Here is a 19,007-nt window from a genome sequence, read left to right as displayed (position 1 = left end):
TTAGATTGCTTTCAATTCTTTTAGACGTTCTGGTTGGAAACCAACGATTGGTTCAATTCCTTCCACCATTACTACAGGAACACTCATATAGCCAAGATCTTTTAAATAATTTAAATGGCTTTCGTCTTCCATAATATTCTTTTCGTGGAACTCTATATTTTCATTTTTTAACAAAAACTTTGTCATGTCACATTGTGGACAATTTGGTTTACTATATAAGTGGATTTTATTCATTTTTACTGCCTCCATTTTGTTAAATAATTGTTTTTTTATATCGACAAGATTCATTATAAGCCATCTCACAACTAAACACAACATATAGATACGCTACTTGCAAACTTTATTAAAAAACACCATATATAGTCGTTTAGAAAAACTTAAGAAACCCTATTATAGCTTAGACAATTGCCGATTTGCAACTTATTCGCTCAAAAATTTTAACCTTTTTTCTTCATTTTACTATTGACTTTTTAGCTATTTAAATTTCTAACTTTTTCCTACAATTAATCCAACACTTTTCGTACATTTACAACTAGCTATTTCCAATCATTCCGTTGCTAAAAATAAGTTATTTTGATAATTAATGACTGGCGCATCTCCACTGTCGATTAAAGCGTAAAGATAGCCTTCTTTTTCAACGTTGACTTCCAATTCCGATCCTAAGCGATCTGGAGTAATGACTGTCACACGTTCATAAGGATTTCCCTCTTTTGAATAATAATTAAAATCAAACTCTGAGAATTTCGCGATTGCCGTTGGATTTTCTGGTGCGACAATCTTACACTTCAAACGATTCAAGATATATTCTTTACCTGCTGGCGCCATAGGATTAAACTGATTTTCACCAACTAATAAACGCCACGCCTCTTCTCCACGAATGGAATTTAAAACAGTAACCTCCAATTCAGCAGGAAAAAAAGTCATCGTGTTTAAATCTAAAAAATTTGCCGCCACTCTTACTGGTTGTGAAAACGGCTGTGGGTTTTCTTGTGTTCCTGTTTTTTCTGGGACTTCATCTTTTTCAATCGACTGTTCAGGGGTATCTAAAATAAGGTGATTTTGGTCAGCATTAACTTCAGTCTTGAAAGTATTCTCTGAACTAGCTTTAAATCTGTTTTCTGAATAGAATGGCAGTGTCAAACCTACCATTAAACTTACTAAACCAAAACAAATCACAAAAACTAAACGTTTAGCTAGACGCTTCTTCAACATTTTTTGATTCTGATTCCATCTCAACTGCGCTTTTCGTTGACGTGTATTAGGCTTTTTAGTCATCAACCGTTTGATTTTTTTCTTCAACTGAATATGTAAATAAAGAGAGAGGACAAATAGACTAAGAGAGAAAATCAATAGTGTACTTATTAATATTTTTTCCATCTAACCATCCTCCTAGTTACTTCAACTCTATTTGAATTCAAATTAAAAAGTACTCTTCACCACAATTAACGGAAAAGTACCTTTTACTTCTTAAATCTCGGTAGATCCTTCAGCAATTCCTTTTTGCATATCGATCTGAATGATCCCCAGATATTCTTCTTCATAACTGTAAACTTCAACTTCTAGCGGGTATTTATTATTTCTTAACTTCCACACAGTTGCGCATTTTAATTGGCTTTCTGGCTCTACCAGCTCAAAAGTATTATTTAATAGAGTTAAATCTTCTTCATCTAGTAACCCATCATAAATATCAGCTTCATAAAGCTCTGTATCCCCGTCTGCTATTTTACTCGTTTGATAAGCATCCATATAGAGGTCATATGGTGAAATTTCTTCTTCACTACTATTAACAAATTCATAATACATCATCAAAGCCGGCATATTCTCGCTATCTCGAATTACTTTATACCCCGTCACTCGAACACTGTACTCCTCACCTTCTACAACTTGATCCATCTCTACCTTTTTATCATAAGTAAAATCTTTAGAAACATCATGCTCTGCTTCTTTTCTCATTCCACAACCGACTAGCAGTAAGAGTCCCAACATCAAAGCAAAAATGTTGATTTTCCTCCATTTTTTCAATGTCTTCTTCCTCCTCCAGTTCCAAATTTTGCAAATAAAAACAAAAAACGAACGTTACTTGAACAGTATACCATATTTTTATTTCAATGTTTGCTTTTATTCTTTTCTTTTTTACACAAATTAAGAATAACTAAATAGCTTTTGGACAGACTTATTATGTATTGATTTTAAAGACAAAAAAAGAGACAGTGCGCCATTGCACTCTCCTTCTAAGCTTCTTTTAAATGGCCATTTTCCATGATCCATTCTGTCGGCTCTCCCGATTGATTTAAAATGTTTGCTTCGACTAAAATTTGATAAAGCGATTTATTGTGTGTTTTTACTCCTTGCTCTTTCAAATCTGCATCTGCCTGTATGATAAACTTTGGGTACGATAAAATATTGTTCTTTTTACTAATAAGCGTCACCTTCCCTTCTCTATATAGAATACCTTGTTTTATCAGTAATTACAAGTTTTTGCCCCCTCTAATTCCAATCAGGCTAAGCACATTTATCTGACCTAGCCTGATTTTCTTTATAGCAAATTCAATTTAACGTAGCAGGAAGAGGTAAAAGAACTTTTAGTAAAAACCAATTATTTTTTACAGAAACATTCATATTCCCTTCATACTTCCCAGCGATATAATCAATGCTTTTTAATCCATATCCATGGTAATCTTTATTTGTTTTAGTTGTTTCAGGCAGCCCTTCTGAAAGTTCATCTAGGTCTGGAACATAGTTTTCCACCAAAATGATGACAAAATCACCCCTTTTTGAGACGCGTAAATTCACTAGTCTTTGCTCTAGTTCAGCATTTCTTAAAACAGCTTCAATTGCATTATCAAGAGCATTCCCAAACAAGCTACAAATATCCATAGTATCTAGAAAACTAAGTAATTTCCCTTCCACGATACAAGTAAAACGAATATCTTGTTCTAGACAATAACTATTTTTCCGTGACAAAATAGTATCTAAAATTCCATTTCCTGTATGAATATCAGAACTAAATGTATTAATCGCCTTCGTCATTTCTTCAAGATAAGCTTCTTTCTTCTCGATATTTTCTTCTGAACGAATTGTTTCAATTTGATGTTTTAAATCATGGACTTTCCGTTCAATCAAACTAGCACTTTCTTTATAAGCAACATATTGTTCATAATGATTTTGAAAGATATTATTAACTGCCTTCAATTCATTTTGTAAATGGTGTTCATATTGTTGGTTCTCTTGCATATATAAAATACAGATACCACAAAAATTAATTAATGATCGTATCAAAAAAACGGACAATGGATCACCAAAAGAGTATTCTGTTCTTGAGATGATAAAACCGATATTACTAATAGAAAAAATAATCACTGCAGTTAACATCGCAATAAAGACATTTTTATTTTGAATAGTTAAATTCACATCTGTTCGCTCTACTCTTTTTTCAACCAAAAACACAGTAGTTAGAATTATTGCATATAGCAAAACAGGGAACCAAATGGAAATAAATGCCCCTTTAGCCACACGATTCAAAATTAGCTGACAATACATCTGCCAAGTAAATGATGCTGTGAATTCTGCGACAATAAAGGCTTTTGCACAAAGATAGCTAGCATTTTTCAAACTAATTTTACTACTGACGACAATTGTTAAGAACATCCAGCAAACATTGACAACCATACCGGGAATCCATAAAGGCAAGGGCCATGAACCAACCATCATTTGCAGCGCATATTGTCCAACGCCCATTAACAAAACTAAGAATTGCCAACGCTCTCTTTTAGCAGCCAGAGGAAAAATAAACACTACACAAGTCAACCACTCAGCCAAAGCCGTATAGTGCCTAGGAATATTGGGTAAAACTTCTTGGATCAACTTACTCGCCTCCAATATAAGCTGTTAAAGCTTCTAAGAACTCTTTTTTCCGAGGACGACTGATTTGTAAATTATAGTGACCGACTTTAGCCGTACTTTTTTCAATACCTGTAACATATTTTAAGTTAACTAAGTAACAGTTATTGCAACGAAAGAAATCTTCTTCCAATAACTTTTTTTCCATATTTTTCATAGATTCTAGCAGTGTAAAGGTTTGCTCATGGGTATGGATTTTAAGATAGTGACCCTCACTTTCAATAAAAAAAAGTTCACTTAATTTAATTTTTGTAAAACCGCTTCCAGCTTTAATTGTTAGATATTTTTGTTCATTATGATTCAATCTCTTTTGTATTTTTTTAAAATGCTCACTAAAATTAAAATAACTTAATGGTTTAAGCAAAAAATCAGTCGCATTGACAGTGTATCCTTCAATTGCCCATTGCACATAATTCGTAACAAAAACAATTAATACTTCTTCGTCAATTTGTCTAATCTTTTTTGCTGCAGTCATGCCATCCATTAACTCCATTTCAACATCAAAATAAATAATGTCATAGTTGTTTTTAAAGGAATTAACTAATGCTAATCCATCAGGATAGTAATCAATTGTGCCGATTAAATTATGGGCTTTAAAAAAAGAGTCAATATGCTGTTTTAATGTTAAATAGTTCGCCTCATTATCCTCCACAATTGCAATTTTCATTGATTTCCGACCCTTTCTCTATTTAGTCTACAGAATTATTGGATGACGTTAGTATAACAAAATTAGTTCAAATGTGCTAGATGTCAATTTCCAGTTATTTCCCCTTCAATTTTTAGCAATTTTTGGGTATTTCAACAGCCCATGACAGAACATGAAGGAAATCTTTCAAATTATGCACGCTTAATTGCAACCGTTTCCGCCAATGCTATACTGAATTTAATTATATCTTTCCACCCTAGCGTAATCTTATTGCTAAGGGATTATAAAAGTTAATTTATCGATAGAGAGGGCTAACAATGAACAATACAGAGTTAATTAATAAAATGACACTGCAACAAAAGGCTTTTTTTATGTCTGGCAAAAGCACTTGGGAGACTGTTTCTTATGAAGAACTAGGCATTCCATCTATTTTTCTATCTGACGGTCCCCACGGTTTGCGCAAACAAGAAGGAGCTGCTGATCACTTGGGCTTAAATGCCAGTTTAAAAGCAACTTGTTTTCCGACAGCAGCCACTATTGCCAATAGTTGGGATGAAGAGTTAGGTGAAGAAATTGGGAGGAGCCTAGGCGCAGAAGCTCGTAATAGTGATGTCCATGTGGTTTTAGGGCCCGGTTTAAATATCAAACGCAACCCTCTTTGTGGACGTAATTTTGAATATTTCAGTGAAGATCCCTATCAAGCTGGGAAAATGGCGGCTGCTTATACACGCGGAATCCAAGAAAACGGTGTGGTTGCTTGTCCTAAACACTTTGCTGCAAATAGTCAAGAAACTAGACGGATGACCGTTGATTCTATTATAGATGAGCGCACCCTCCACGAAATTTATTTAACTGGATTTGAAATTGCCGTCAAAGAAGGCAAGGCTAAGTCAATAATGTCTGCCTATAATAAAGTCAATGGCATCTATGCCAACGAGGATAAAGAATTGCTACGTCACACCTTAGTAGATAAATGGGGATTTTCAGGATTTGTTGTCTCTGACTGGGGTGGGAGCAATGACCATGTCCTTGGAGTAAAAAATGGCAGTCATTTGGAGATGCCCTCAACTGGAGTAAACGGTGCAGCAGAAATTGTTGCCGCGGTTCAAAATGGGCAGCTTTCTGAAGCTATTTTAGATGAACGTGTCGATGAACTACTTACGATAATTTTAGAAACTAGTAGACATGCTACAAATAAAAGTGATCGTACTTTCGAGCTGCATCATGAAGTTGCAAAAAAAGCAGCTCGTGAAAGCATTGTTTTGTTAAAAAATGAAGAAAATATTCTTCCGCTTCAAGCAGATGAGTCCATCGCCATTATTGGTGATTTCGCCCAAACACCAAGATATCAAGGAGCTGGGTCTTCAGTTGTTAACCCAACACAATTAGATTCGACACTAGAGCTAATCGACTCCTATCCGCTTAATTTTAAAGGTTATGCTCAAGGATATAAACGTAGTTCCACTAGTGATCAGTCTTTGATTTCAGAAGCTGTTGCTTTAGCGAAAAAAGTCGACACCGTTTTACTTTATGTTGGCTTGGATGAGATTAGCGAATCAGAGGGATTAGATCGTACGACTTTATCTTTGCCAGAAAATCAATTAGCTTTAATCGCAACTATCGCAGAGGTAAATCCACAAATTGTAACCATTTTATCAGCTGGATCCGTCATTGATATGAGTTGGGATACAGCGAGCAAAGGTGTGCTCCATGGTTATTTAGCTGGACAAGCTGGTGCCGGCGCTATTCTGGATATTTTAACAGGAAAGTACTCACCTAGCGGAAAATTAAGTGAGACTTATCCAGTGGACTATTGGGATTTGCCTTCTGCTAAAGATTACCCTAGCTCAACAAATCAAGCTATTTACCAAGAAGGTCCTTACATTGGCTATCGTTATTTTGAAACAGCCAATAAAAGCGTCAAATACCCTTTTGGATTTGGATTAAGTTATACAGATTTTGAGTATTCTGATTTACAAATTTCTGAAACTGGCATCAGTTGTCTAATTAAAAACAGTGGCACAGTTGCTGGTGCAGAAATTGTTCAGTTCTATGTGTCTTGTCAATCTGATGCTATCTATCGACCAAGCAAGGAGCTAAAAGGATTTAAAAAACTGTTTTTAGAAGCTGGCGAAGAACAGTTGGTGGAACTACCTTTTGATGATAAAACATTTAGATATTATAATACTGCTACTAAAGCATGGGAGATTGAATCTGGAACGTATCATCTGCTAGTTGGAACAAATGTCCAAGATATCCGCTTAACCGGTTCAGTTTATCAATCGGGTAAGCAAGTTCCGCTTCCATATAACCCTACTGCTATTTCTTCCTACTTTACTGCTGCGGTTGAGAATTCCTCAATGAGCGAGTTTGAGCTCTTACTTGGTCGAGCAGTACGCATAACTCCTTTTACAAAAGGGCAAACTCTAACAATCAATGATTCTATTAGCCAACTTGCTTATGCCAAAAGCTGGCTAGCTCGTGCTGTTTATCAGATTTTAAATCGTATTTTAAAACAGAGCAAGAAAAAAGGGAAACCCAATCTTAATGTTTTGTTTATCTATAATATGACATTTAGAGCCGTGAGTAAAATGACCGATGGGCTGATGAGTTTTGCAATGATGGAAGGATTAATGGTCATGATTAATGGTCGTTTTTGGTTTGGTACAAAACAATTACTAAAAGCAACACGAATGAACCGCAAACGACAAAAACAAGGTATTTAACTATAAGACTAACGATTAAAGGTGATGAAAACTTGGAAACTAAAAAACAGAGGGGACTTGTAACGGCTATTAAAAACTTTAAAGCCAAGCACCCTGACTTATTTGAATTTATCTTGTTTAATATTATGAGTAACGTTGCTACTATTGTAAATTTCATTGTTTTATGGATTGGAACTGGATTTTTATTCTCTCAGTTAGCTAGCATCAATTTCCATTGGTTTATATTTAACTATTCAACCGCTGAAGGTGGTTTAAGTAGCTTTTTAAGCTTCCTGTTGGCTTATGTTTGTGCACAAATCGTCAATTTTTTTGTCCAACGAAAATTTGTTTTTTCAGCAACGATTGAAATTCGAAAAGTCTTGCCACTCTATATTTTAACAGTTGTTTTTGCTGGATTGATTTCTGTCTGGCTTCCACCACATATTATTAAGTTAACACAACCTTTTATTCACGGATTGGCTCCTACTTTAGCAAACGTCGTCAATATTGTTTTACAAGTTGTGATTAACTATCCAATGATGAAGTTTAAAATCATGAAAAAGGAGTAAAAAATGAAAGCTTTGAGTGTTGTTGTCCCCTGTTATAATTCAGAAAATTACATGAAGCATTGTCTAAATTCTTTATTAGTCGGGGGTACAGATATTGAAATTATTATTGTCAATGACGGTTCTACTGACCAAACTGCTACTATCGCTCAACAGTATCAAGAGCGTTTTTCAACTGTCATTAAAGTTATTCACCAAGAAAATGGCGGTCATGGCATGGCCGTTACTTCTGGAATACAGCAGGCGACCGGTCGTTACATTAAAATTGTAGACAGCGATGACTGGGTCGATGCTGAAGCACTGCATTCGGTCTTAACTTTCATAAATAATCAATCTGCAATGAATGAAGTTGATTTGATTATTAATAATTATGTCTATGAAAAAGTCGGGGCTCGTTATAAAAAACGGATTCACTATGCTTCAGCTTTACCAGTTAACCGAGAATTTTCTTGGGATGAGGTGAAGTTACCTGTTGGAAAATATTTGTTGATGCATGCACTTATTTATCACAGAAGTGTGTTACAAAAAAGCAAGTTAACCTTACCAAAGCACACTTTTTATGTCGATAATCTTTACGCTTTTGAACCCTTACCCTTTGTAAAGAAAATGTATTACCTAGATGTTGATTTATACCGCTATTTTATCGGGCGCAACGATCAGTCCGTCAATGAACAAGTCATGATTGCACGTATTGATCAACAGCTATTTGTCAATCGACGTATGATTGACTTCTATACAAATTTGCCTGAGATTGATAATGATCAACGCAATTATATGCGTCAGTATTTAGAGATTATCACAACGGTATCTTCCGTTCTCTTAATTAAAGAAGGATCTGTTGAAAACTTAGCTAAAAAAGCAACTTTATGGAAATATATTGCTGAACAGAATCATCCCCTTTATCGAGAACTGCGCAAAAGCTTAATTGGCTACAGCGTCAATCTTCCTGGAAAAACGGGACGCTATACAGTTATAGGTGTTTATCGTGTCTTGCAAAAAATATATGGATTTAATTAAACCGGCTGGAAGGAGCGTATTATGACAGAAAAATTCGATTATCTAGTTGTTGGGTCAGGGTTGTTTGGAGCTGTATTTGCCTATGAAGCAGCTCAACGTGGCTTCAAAGTAAAAGTAATTGAAAAACGTGAGCACATCGCTGGCAATATTTATACAGAACGCATTGCAGATATTGACATTCATCGCTATGGTGCTCATATTTTCCATACTAATAATGAAACGATTTGGCAATACATGTCTCAATTTACCGCCTTTAATCATTTTGTTAATGCACCCATCGCTAACTATCAGGGAAAGCTATATAATTTACCTTTTAATATGAATACTTTCTATCAACTATGGGGGACTCGGACACCGCAAGAAGCCCAAGATAAAATTGCTGAACAACGGAAAATTATAGGAACTAAAATACCCGAGAATCTTGAAGAACAAGCAATTGCGTTGGTTGGTACTGATATTTATACTACCTTAATTAAAGACTACACTAAAAAACAATGGGGAAAAGACCCAAAAGAATTGCCAGCATTCATCATAAAACGTTTGCCTGTTCGTTTTACCTTTGATAACAACTACTTTTCAGATAAGTATCAAGGTATTCCCGTAGATGGGTATACAGCGATTATCGAAAAAATGCTCGCATCTGATGCTATTCAGGTCGAAACAAAGACAGATTTTTTTGCAGATAAGGAGATGTATTTATCTACTTATCCTAAAATTATTTATACGGGAATGATTGATGAATTTTTTGACTACCAACTAGGTATTTTAGAGTATCGCTCTTTGCGTTTTGAAACTACACTTTTACCAGAAACGGCTAACTACCAAGGCAATGCCGTCGTCAATTATACTGATGCCGCTACACCGTATACACGAATTATTGAACATAAGCATTTTAACTTTGGAGAACAGCCCGAAACCATTATCACAAAAGAATATTCTACAGCTTGGCACAAAGGGGATGATGCTTACTATCCTGTGAATGACCAAGTCAATAATCAGTTGTATAAACGCTATGTTCAATTGGCAAAAAACGAACCGACTATCACATTTGGTGGACGCTTAGGTACCTATCAATACCTAAATATGGATCAAATTGTAGCCAGTGCTTTAGCGCTTGTTAAGCGAGAGTTCCAACAAGAAAATAGATAATTTTGCTAAATTATAGGAAGACATTTAAACAATCTAAGCTTCACTATTCATCCTTTAATAATTACTGGCTTTAAGATACGTCCGCGCCGTAACTTAGCTTAGTATCTACTGGATGTTGGATATGGATAAATTAATCTACACAGATGAATCAAGTGATTTCTGCTACTATCTGAGGACAAAAAAAGAGCATGAGAAAGACTCAAGCTCTTTTTGCTCTATTTTCAACATTACTTAAGAATAAAATGCAAAATAAATGCTAGGCCAAACCATCCTACTAGACTGATGCCTATCACGATTAGCCAACCAAAAATATTTTGCTCCAAGGGTAAAGGCATATTCATACCGAAATAACCTGTTACAATGGTTGGTACAGTTAATAAAAGCGATAAGACTGTTAGTATTTTCATGGTGTCATTTAGATTATTATTTAGAATATTGTTATATGTGCCAGATAATTGTTGAAGGACTTGTGCCGTTAATTGAGTCATTTCAACTAATTGCTTGGCTTCAATCAGCGTATCCTCAAGTTGCTCGCTTTCTTCTTCATTTAATCGTCGATAGATGGCGTTCGTTTTTATCTGTTCCAATAAAACTGCATTTTGCTTTGTCCCAGAGATAAAATAAGTTGTCCCTGTTTCTAAATCAGATAGCGCAAGTAAATTTTTCTTTGTCGTTTTTTGTTTTAGCATATCATTAATATAGTTTCGTTCTTTATTCATTTCCTCAATTAATGGAAAGTAATTATCTGAAATAATAAATAAACTAGCGAAAAGGAATTTAAATACCGAATCTGTAGGATTTTTTTCAAGGTATCTTTCCATTTGTGGAATAATATACTCATTTGTATGATTGGATATCGTTAGCAGACGTTGATTTTGGATTAAGAAGGTCATTGGTGCTGTTTCATAATATTGATTCTGCCCCTTTTTTTTAGGAACATTATAAATCAATGTAAAAGCATCAACCTCATCATCATAGTCCGCACGTGCTCGCTCATTTCTGTCCAATGCGTATGAAATCAGTTCACTATCAATTCCATATTGTTTATATAAATCTGAATCATTTCCAACGGTATCTGAATTTATATTAATCCAAGTATTGATTCCATTTTGAAATTTTCTTTCTGTAATCATCAAAAATCCCTCCTTTTTTGTAATGCTTCTCGTATCAAAGTCTAATCCAAAGTTTGATACTTTACAACTCTTAACAGCAAAAGATTTTTCTTTTAAGCTATTTTTGATTGGAAATTATAAATGCTGACATACTATTGTCCAGTTATTTATGAGATACTTACTCTAGATAAAAAATCGTATAAAGGAGAATGACCATGACACCTTTTGAAAGTAGCGAAGTTAAAGCAGTTTTCAACCAATACTCACCCCAATGCAAAGAAGCACTTTTAACTATTCGCCAATTAATTATCGACACAAGTGCAGAACTAACACCACATGAGAAATTGGTTGAGAATTTAAAGTGGAATCAGCCCACCTATACAGCAAAAGCTGGGACGCCCATACGAATTGGGATTTTTGAAGAGACTAAAATTGCTCTTTTCTTCCATTGCCAAACAACCTTGATTGAACAATTTAGAGAATTATTTACAGACACTTTAGTTTTTTCTAAAAACCGAGCTATTGTTATGGACCCAACGAAGCCATTACCTATCAACGATCTCAAATTATGTATTCAAATGGGGCTAACTTACCATTCTAGTTAATAAAAAGGATTGATCACCGAAAATCGGTAGTCAATCCTTTTAGTTTATCACTCTAGCAAAGAATCAGTTGCTTTAGCGGCATCAAAATCAGCTAAAATTTGTCGAACTTGTTCCGTCGATTTAGTGTTCATTAATTTAACCCGTAATTCACTTGCACCAGGAAAGCCTTTAACATAAATTTTAAAGAAACGATGCAATCCCACAATTGAACGTGGAACCAGCTCAGCGTACTTATCTTGTAAATCAAGCTGCAAATGTAATAATCCTAGCAACTCTTGTGAAGTGTGTTCTCTTGGCTCTTTTTCAAAAGCATATGGATTTTTAAATATACCTCGACCAATCATAATCCCATCCACACCATATTGCTCGGCAAGTTTCAATCCAGTCTCTCTGTCTGGAATATCTCCATTAATCGTAATGAGCGTTTGAGGCGCAATTCGATCACGAATTGCCATGATTTGCGGAATAATTTCCCAATGAGCATCAACTTTACTCATCTCATCCCTCGTCCGTAAATGAATCGATAAATTCGCAATATCTTGCTTGAGCAAGTGAGTAATCCAGTTTTCCATTTCACTTATCTCTTTGTAACCGATACGTGTTTTTACACTGACAGGGATACCACCAGTTTTGGCTGCTGCAATTAATTCAGCTGCTACTTCTGGTCGCAAAATAAGACCGCTGCCTTTCCCACGACCTGCTACGTTAGGAACTGGACAGCCCATATTGATATCAATACCCTTAAAACCCATTTTTGCTAAACCAAGACTCATTTCCCGGAAAAATTCTGGCTTATCGCCCCAAATATGCGCTACTACTGGCTGCTCATCTTCAGTAAATACTAAGCGACCACGCACGCTCTCTATACCATCTGGATGACAATAGCTATCCGAATTTGTAAACTCAGTAAAAAATACATCTGGCGAACCTGCTTCTTTAATCACATGGCGAAAAACGACATCCGTCACATCTTCCATCGGTGCTAAAATAAAAAAGGGCTTTGGTAGTTCTGCCCAAAAATTAGTTGTCATTGTATAATCTCCATTTCCTTACTCTCTGTTACTTTTGGAAAAAGCATAGTTATTATACTAAGAATTCTCCAAAAAATCAAAGGTAAGATTTGCTTTTTACATGTACCTTTATCTTTGTTGATGAAATCTTTTCTGCAATAGCCTGTCTATTTTCTTACAATACGCGCTATCAGGCTTGTCTCTTTACAGTACACTCAATTTCAATATCTGCTTCTAAAGGCAATTCTAAAACAGCAACACAAGTCCTTGCTGGAAATGGATGCTTAAATAGTTCTTTATAGACAGCATTCATTTCATCAAAATACTTCATACTTGTCAAATAAACATTGACTTTAACTACATCATCTAACGTAACATTTGCTTCCGCCATCACATCGCTTAGGTGATTAAAACATTTTTGCGTTTGTGTCGCAATATCGTATTTTTCGCCATTGTACCCAATAGCATTGTAAGCCGTTTGACCTGAAAAAAACAAATACTCTCCAGCATCAACAACATGCGAATACGGACCAGATGCTCCCACATTTTTTCCCGTATAAATTTTTCTGCCCATCAAAGACTCCCCCTTCTTTTACTCTTATCATAGCATAATCCTATTGGCTATTGGAAGATTTCCATATTGAACAAATCAGTGTTGATAAAGTATTCAGATAAAAAGAAACAACTTAGCAGAGCTCAGTAATTCTGAGTTTTCTAAGTTGTTTCTTAGGATAAAAGAGAATTTCTGATCTCAATCTCTTCTATGGAAGTACTTTATTTTTTAGTAAAAAGCTTAAATTTTCTTGCTGGTTTTTTCCGATGAGTTGTTTTTGTAAAACAAAACAGTAGGAAAGTGAAAACGGCAATATTAATTGTAACAAGCAAGTAAATCCAATTTGGAACATTCGTTTCTGCAACTTCATATGCGTGACTATTTACCACCGTATATAGAATATTGTGGCTAGCTTTACGCATATTTTGTTGACCCCAATCAGTATCCGTTGTAACATTGTTTAGTTTCGTTGGCAACAAGTACAGAACTAAATCATTTCCAGCACTTAACCCTTGATCAACATTCATATATTGTGGTTTATAGAAATCTGAAATAACTGTTCCTCTAAAGCCCCACTCATCTCGCAAGACATTTTGTAAAAGAGCTTCACTTTCGCCAACCCATTTAGGTCCAATTCGATTATAAGAAGACATGATTCCTGTAATACCTGAGTCTTTGACAGCAATTTCAAACGGCTTCAAGAAAACTTCTCTCATCGCTTGTTCCGTTGACCAAGTTGCTGCCCCTGTTGGAAATTCATATCTGCGCGTTTCTTGATCATACATCGCAAAATGCTTCATGAAGACATAGCTACCTTGATCCATTGCACCCTTAGATAGGCTTGAACCAATTTTCCCAGATAGTAAGGCATCTTCAGAGTAATACTCAAAGTTACGTCCACCAAATGGAGAGCGGTGAATATTAACCCCAGGCAGATAGAGTCCTGTAATATTTGATGCTTTGGCTTCTTTTCCAAGAGCTGCTCCCATCTCTTCAACCAACTCTGTATTCCAGGTAGAAGCTACAACGACCTCACTTGTGTATTGATTCCCGTGGGCTTGACTGACTAAATGATTAATTCCAGCCGGTCCATCTGCATCAATTGTTGCTGGTTTCTTGACTGAATTAATTGCTGGCGTTTGGAACCCACCATAGGTAATTAGGTTTTCCATATCTTTGACAGACAATTGTTCCAATAATTGATCCCATTTCGGATCATCATAGTCAACACCTTTTAGATCATACAATTCCAGACCATGTTTTTTAAATTTGATTGGATCTGCTTTTCCTTCATTCACACTTTGATCTTTCAAAGCCTTCAATAATTCTTTAGAGGCTTCTTTAGGTTGTGCCATTTCTTTTGGCATCGTTTCTTCCCAATTCCAACGTGATAAATACTGAACATCGCCTTTGGCATCTTCAAATTGATTAGTAGCTGAAAGTTGATCACTCTCACGTTTATTTTCTTGATCGAAGACGATATCTTTAGCGACTTCATAATTTTTTGAGTCAATAACATCATGAGAATTGTTCATCAATTTAATTTCATAATTTCCTTTTTCAAGAACATAGGCTTTGTTTTGTTTCTCATCATAACTTGCCATATTTTCAACATCAAAAGAAAGATTAACTTCTTCAGATTGATTTGGTGCTAATTCTTGTGTCTTTGCAAATCCAGACAAGACTACGTGAGATTTTTCAATTCCACCAATTGTGTAGGGCGGCGTATAATACAATTGTACGACATCTTTCCCAGCCTTTTTACCCGTATTTGTTACTTTAACGGTCATTTTAGCCTCATTACCATCTACTTTGAAATTTGTAATTTCTTGTTTAAAATTCGTATAGGATAATCCATAACCAAATGGATATTGAACCGCTTTTTCATACGCAGCTTCATCCATTTTACCTGTTTGGTTATCAATATAACGCGTTTCATAGTAACGATAGCCTACATAGATTGATTCTGCATAATTGACATATTTGTAATGCCATGTATCTTTTTCGTAGTCAAATTCAGAATTAGAGTAAGGGAACTCACCAATATTATTAAATGAAGGCGCACTGGTTTCATCATAGGCATAAGTATCCACTAAGCGTCCTGATGGATTAATCTCTCCAGCTAAAATTTCTCCAACTGCATTAAATCCAACCGAACCTGGCCCACCAATCCAAAGTGCTCCAGCAATTTTTTCATCATCCAAGAAACCTAATTCCATTGGGAACGATGAATTAAGAATCACCACGACTTTATCGAAATTTTCTTTCACTAAATCGAGTGTCGCTGCTTCATCATCTGAAAGTTCTAGGTAATGCTTTCCGGCAGTTCCGCCTGCATAACCTTTCATTTCATTGGTAATATCAGCACCTTCACCACTATTTCTAGAAAAAACAACTAGTGCAGTGTCACTAAATTCTTTAGCAGAGGTTAGTAACGACTCACTATACTCACTCGCTTTTGGCTCATGAATATTAAAATCACCACCGACTAGTTTATGAATATTGACTTTTTCACGAGGCACATAGCGATCATCATAAAAAGTCGTTAGCTGATCGTTTACTTGGAAGCCTGCATTTTTTAGGCCTTGTTGTAAATCAACATTATTGTCTTCTTTACCACCGCCAGAACCTGTTCCGCCATAGACAACATTACGAGAAGCATAGCCAAAGACATTAACTTTCTGATTTTGTAACGGCAAAACTTCATTTTTGTTTTCTAAAAGAACAGCACCTTCACCTTCTATTTTCTCCGTTAAGGCCATAGCTTGTTCTGTTGTTTTTTTCACTTCCGACTGATTAATTTGTGAAGCCGAAAAATAAGTATTAATAATCATTGCATATTGATTTACCGCTAAATTAAAGATAATCAAGATACCTAGTAATAATGAAGATAATACATACAAGAATTTTCTTGTCTTGCGAATTTTAACAATTCTGTATATCGAATAGGCAATTAAGGAGATACTTAATAGAATGATTATTTTCGTAATCCAACCAACTAAAAATTGAACATTAATCCCAAATGACGGATTGTCCCCACTAGCTTTGCCATGATTAAGCAAATAAAGATAGATACCTCCGACAATTGCAATCCAGATCCCTAAGATTGCCCACTTCTTTTTATTCATTTTAAATTTTTTCACAGCGTTCCCTCCTAAATTTGTCTAGCTATCAGTTGCTTTACTAACAATTTCAGTATAGCTAGCCATAGGTTTATTGAAAACGCTACCTTCTTAAACTGTACACTTTCATTCATAACTTGTTTGAAATTAGAGAGGTCTATGGAAAGAGGGTATAAAAAAAGCCCCTTCTTTTTGTGAAGTGGACTCTTTTGCTTGGGTTGTTTAGTTAAACTTAACCTTCCGTTTTACTCTGGAAATTTAATAGAAATAACGGGTAAATGTATTTAACATAACCCTTTAAATTTGAGGGATACTATCTGAAGCATTTTCCCACAATTCCTCTGGAGAGTACTTATCCTTTTCATTCATCCAGATTGTACCATCATCTTCTATAGTGAATGTCGAGCCTAACCACATATTGCTTGACATAGCTAATACATTTGCTCTTTTTCCTTTTCCTTTGCTTGGTGAAAGAGCTTCTGACATCTCCTTAACATAATGGGATTTTAAGTATTTCGTTTTTCCATTATCAAACTCTATTTTTAAGATATTGGCTATATTTTCTACCTTTACTGCTTTAGGAATAACTTTAATCATGACACTCTCTCCTTTTGCTTTTTATAATTAAGTATATCAATGTATACCCTTTCATAATACTCCATTATAAATTTTAATCAAGACCTTTCATTTCATTATATAGATAATGAAGGAACAGTTTCTTAAAAAAAAATGTCCCTTCAAAATAAATTATAAAATGTAACACCCTATTTCAGTTATTCAATGACTGAAGAGGAAGCAGATTCATCAATTCATAGCCTGTGTTCATTTTAGAATAAATTGAACACACAACAAATAGTTCTTTTCCTGCAAATTTCATGATTTTATATCGGTCTGAAGATGCTGGTATATGGTGATGGCCGTGGATAGCTCCAATTATATTGTATTCTTCAACTAATTTTTCGATTTTCGGTTCCGAGCAACCATAGTCTTTATTGTACGCTTTACTCTTTGGTGAAAGCATACTAAGCTCATTAAAGAGAGGTGCGTGTGAAACTATGACTGTTGGTGTATCATAATCGTTATTTAGTAGCTTATTTAACCACTTAAGAATAAATTTTTGTTGCTCCTGTTTCCTTTTTACTAAGACAACCGGAATGGTTAACCCTATATAGCGAATTCCATTATGGATTACACTACTATTGTTTAGCACCGTTATTTTAGGGAAACGTTTTTCAAGTTCTACTTTTACGATGTCATAATAGGTATGGTCACCAGTAGGTAATAAATACCATGACTCATCTGGATTCTCTAAGAGCTGCTCAAACCATTTGTTTTTGAAAAATGGTGTCCACTTGTCCCATTGCCTATTCTTTAGATTGTCATTCGTTGGCAATACATCTAGCAAATCGTGATTTCCAATAACATAAATTCCCTCAATTGATTTATTTGTTACACGAGAATCAGAAGCATCACCTACTAAGATATTAAAGTTCTCATTAATGAACGGAAGTTTCCCAACCAGCGCATGAACATCCGAAACTACATTTACCAAGTTTCGATTTTCTGTCTTATGAACATTTTCAAAATGGTGTTCTATTTCTTTTGGCTGAATACTGTGGGCAACATATTTATTTCTAACCTCCGATAATTCTTTACCATATTCTGAACGTAAAAGCACCTTATTATTGGTAGGTATAGTCTTTTTAGCAATAGCCATTGAACTTTCGATCTGTTGTTTTACTTCTTGAGGTAGTAAATCTAAAGCTTGATTAATATCTGAATCAAAAGCTAATTCTGTATTCATATTTTGTTTAGACAGAATACCCTCTTGTACATTTGAGTCTAACAGTTGTATCTCTTTTCCATCCGTGGTTATCGGTAAAGAGCTCGTACACTGAATAACAAAGTTAAGATATTCTGAAACATATCCAGCTATTCCTGTTTTTACATTTTCACTAAATAAAAACTTCCCTGCAAGATTGGCAGAAAGCGCACCTGTGTCATCATGTTGCAATAACCGACCTAGAATTTGAATTTCAAATAACGGATTTTGAAATATTGCATTATACGCTTGAGTAACTTCAAATGAATTCTTAGCAGGTCGTTTTTTAGTCACTTGAAAAATACTTTCAACAAGGTATGTTTCTAAATTAACCTTATGAGATTCAATATACCGACGGGCCTCTTCCGGATGAAGCAAGTATTGAATCGCCGCACGTTGAATATAGTTTCTAGCAGTATCATAAGGAATCGCTGAATAAACGAGATCGCCTCTTGATGATACAGCCATAGAATTTTCTTTCATGTTATAGCACAATTGAAAATAATCATTTCTAAATAGTGTTTTGTTAACAGGTCTTCGTCTATTTTCTGGATAAAGCTCAAAACGAGCAGCTAGTTCTGAAGGCAATGTAATTTCAGTATTCAGCGGCAAAAGTGGATTGTGTTTGCTCCCGACTAAAGGATTTTTATTCATTTTTATTTAAGCACCTCGTCCTATATAGATAATGAGTAACTATATTTATTTTATTTCCCCATATTTAATAGACTCATTATAACATGTTCAGGTTCCCTACTTTATACTATTATCTACTAGTAAAGAAAAATAGTATAATTTTAGCC

The 19,007-nt window shown here is 35.0% G+C and carries 17 protein-coding genes; 5 read left to right on the top strand and 12 right to left on the bottom strand.

Translation table 11 applies throughout. The features are described from left to right. From nrdH to MHI00_RS01360, 6 genes are all read right to left on the bottom strand, one after another. A complete protein-coding gene (gene nrdH / locus MHI00_RS01385; RefSeq protein ID WP_010052133.1) occupies positions 1-234 on the bottom strand; it encodes a glutaredoxin-like protein NrdH in 234 nt (77 codons plus the stop codon). A gap of 312 nt (positions 235-546) precedes the next feature. Continuing rightward, a complete protein-coding gene (locus MHI00_RS01380; protein ID WP_341110379.1) occupies positions 547-1,377 on the bottom strand; it encodes an S-layer protein in 831 nt (276 codons plus the stop codon). A 90-nt stretch (positions 1,378-1,467) separates the two neighbouring features. Further along, on the bottom strand, positions 1,468-2,022 hold the full coding sequence (locus tag MHI00_RS01375) for a DUF5067 domain-containing protein (protein WP_010052130.1): 555 nt from the start codon (positions 2,020-2,022) through the stop codon (positions 1,468-1,470). A gap of 209 nt (positions 2,023-2,231) precedes the next feature. Beyond that, entirely contained in the window at positions 2,232-2,429 is a 198-nt protein-coding gene (locus MHI00_RS01370; RefSeq protein WP_010052128.1) for a hypothetical protein, read from the bottom strand. A 118-nt stretch (positions 2,430-2,547) separates the two neighbouring features. Beyond that, entirely contained in the window at positions 2,548-3,864 is a 1,317-nt protein-coding gene (locus MHI00_RS01365; RefSeq protein WP_010052127.1) for an ATP-binding protein, read from the bottom strand. A 1-nt stretch (position 3,865) separates the two neighbouring features. Further along, positions 3,866-4,567: a LytR/AlgR family response regulator transcription factor gene (locus MHI00_RS01360; protein ID WP_010052125.1), complete on the bottom strand. Its 702-nt coding sequence runs from the start codon at positions 4,565-4,567 to the stop codon at positions 3,866-3,868. A gap of 296 nt (positions 4,568-4,863) precedes the next feature. Between MHI00_RS01360 and MHI00_RS01355 the strand changes: the two genes are divergently transcribed. From MHI00_RS01355 to glf, 4 genes are read left to right on the top strand one after another with little or no spacing between them, the layout of a single operon-like run. Further along, on the top strand, positions 4,864-7,272 hold the full coding sequence (locus MHI00_RS01355) for a glycoside hydrolase family 3 C-terminal domain-containing protein (RefSeq protein ID WP_341110375.1): 2,409 nt from the start codon (positions 4,864-4,866) through the stop codon (positions 7,270-7,272). A gap of 32 nt (positions 7,273-7,304) precedes the next feature. Then, positions 7,305-7,820: a GtrA family protein gene (locus tag MHI00_RS01350; RefSeq protein ID WP_341110373.1), complete on the top strand. Its 516-nt coding sequence runs from the start codon at positions 7,305-7,307 to the stop codon at positions 7,818-7,820. A gap of 3 nt (positions 7,821-7,823) precedes the next feature. Continuing rightward, positions 7,824-8,834 carry a glycosyltransferase family 2 protein gene (locus tag MHI00_RS01345; RefSeq protein ID WP_341110371.1) on the top strand — a complete coding sequence of 337 codons (1,011 nt, stop codon included), beginning with the start codon at positions 7,824-7,826 and terminating at the stop codon, positions 8,832-8,834. Positions 8,835-8,855: 21 nt separating this feature from the next. Further along, complete coding sequence (glf, locus tag MHI00_RS01340) at positions 8,856-9,983, top strand: UDP-galactopyranose mutase (protein WP_341110370.1); 1,128 nt, start codon at positions 8,856-8,858, stop codon at positions 9,981-9,983. Positions 9,984-10,210: 227 nt separating this feature from the next. Here the strand turns inward: glf and MHI00_RS01335 are convergent, their stop codons facing one another. Continuing rightward, positions 10,211-11,116 (bottom strand): magnesium transporter CorA family protein, encoded by a 906-nt coding sequence (locus MHI00_RS01335; RefSeq protein ID WP_010052118.1) that lies wholly within the window; start codon positions 11,114-11,116, stop codon positions 10,211-10,213. A 194-nt stretch (positions 11,117-11,310) separates the two neighbouring features. Between MHI00_RS01335 and MHI00_RS01330 the strand changes: the two genes are divergently transcribed. Then, positions 11,311-11,700 carry a DUF1801 domain-containing protein gene (locus MHI00_RS01330; RefSeq protein WP_015077739.1) on the top strand — a complete coding sequence of 130 codons (390 nt, stop codon included), beginning with the start codon at positions 11,311-11,313 and terminating at the stop codon, positions 11,698-11,700. 47 nt (positions 11,701-11,747) lie between these two features. Here MHI00_RS01330 and MHI00_RS01325 read toward each other — a convergent pair whose 3' ends face one another. The 5 genes from MHI00_RS01325 to MHI00_RS01305 all read right to left on the bottom strand — a co-directional run bounded on the left by MHI00_RS01325 (position 11,748) and on the right by MHI00_RS01305 (position 18,861). After that, positions 11,748-12,731 (bottom strand): tRNA dihydrouridine synthase, encoded by a 984-nt coding sequence (locus tag MHI00_RS01325; RefSeq protein WP_057001680.1) that lies wholly within the window; start codon positions 12,729-12,731, stop codon positions 11,748-11,750. A 169-nt stretch (positions 12,732-12,900) separates the two neighbouring features. After that, positions 12,901-13,284, bottom strand: coding sequence for a RidA family protein (locus MHI00_RS01320; RefSeq protein ID WP_135057354.1), 384 nt, complete (start codon positions 13,282-13,284; stop codon positions 12,901-12,903). Between the two features lie 200 nt (positions 13,285-13,484). Continuing rightward, positions 13,485-16,406: a glycoside hydrolase family 3 protein gene (locus tag MHI00_RS01315; RefSeq protein ID WP_229252510.1), complete on the bottom strand. Its 2,922-nt coding sequence runs from the start codon at positions 16,404-16,406 to the stop codon at positions 13,485-13,487. A gap of 276 nt (positions 16,407-16,682) precedes the next feature. Beyond that, on the bottom strand, positions 16,683-16,982 hold the full coding sequence (locus MHI00_RS01310; protein WP_101703682.1) for a hypothetical protein: 300 nt from the start codon (positions 16,980-16,982) through the stop codon (positions 16,683-16,685). Positions 16,983-17,154: 172 nt separating this feature from the next. After that, complete coding sequence (locus MHI00_RS01305; protein ID WP_341110353.1) at positions 17,155-18,861, bottom strand: metallophosphoesterase family protein; 1,707 nt, start codon at positions 18,859-18,861, stop codon at positions 17,155-17,157. Positions 18,862-19,007: the final 146 nt, after the last annotated feature.

Source organism: Carnobacterium sp. FSL E2-0243 (genome assembly GCF_038003605.1).
Classification (GTDB): Bacteria; Bacillota; Bacilli; order Lactobacillales; family Carnobacteriaceae; genus Carnobacterium; species Carnobacterium maltaromaticum.
This window is presented reverse-complemented; position numbering and strand designations above follow the sequence as displayed.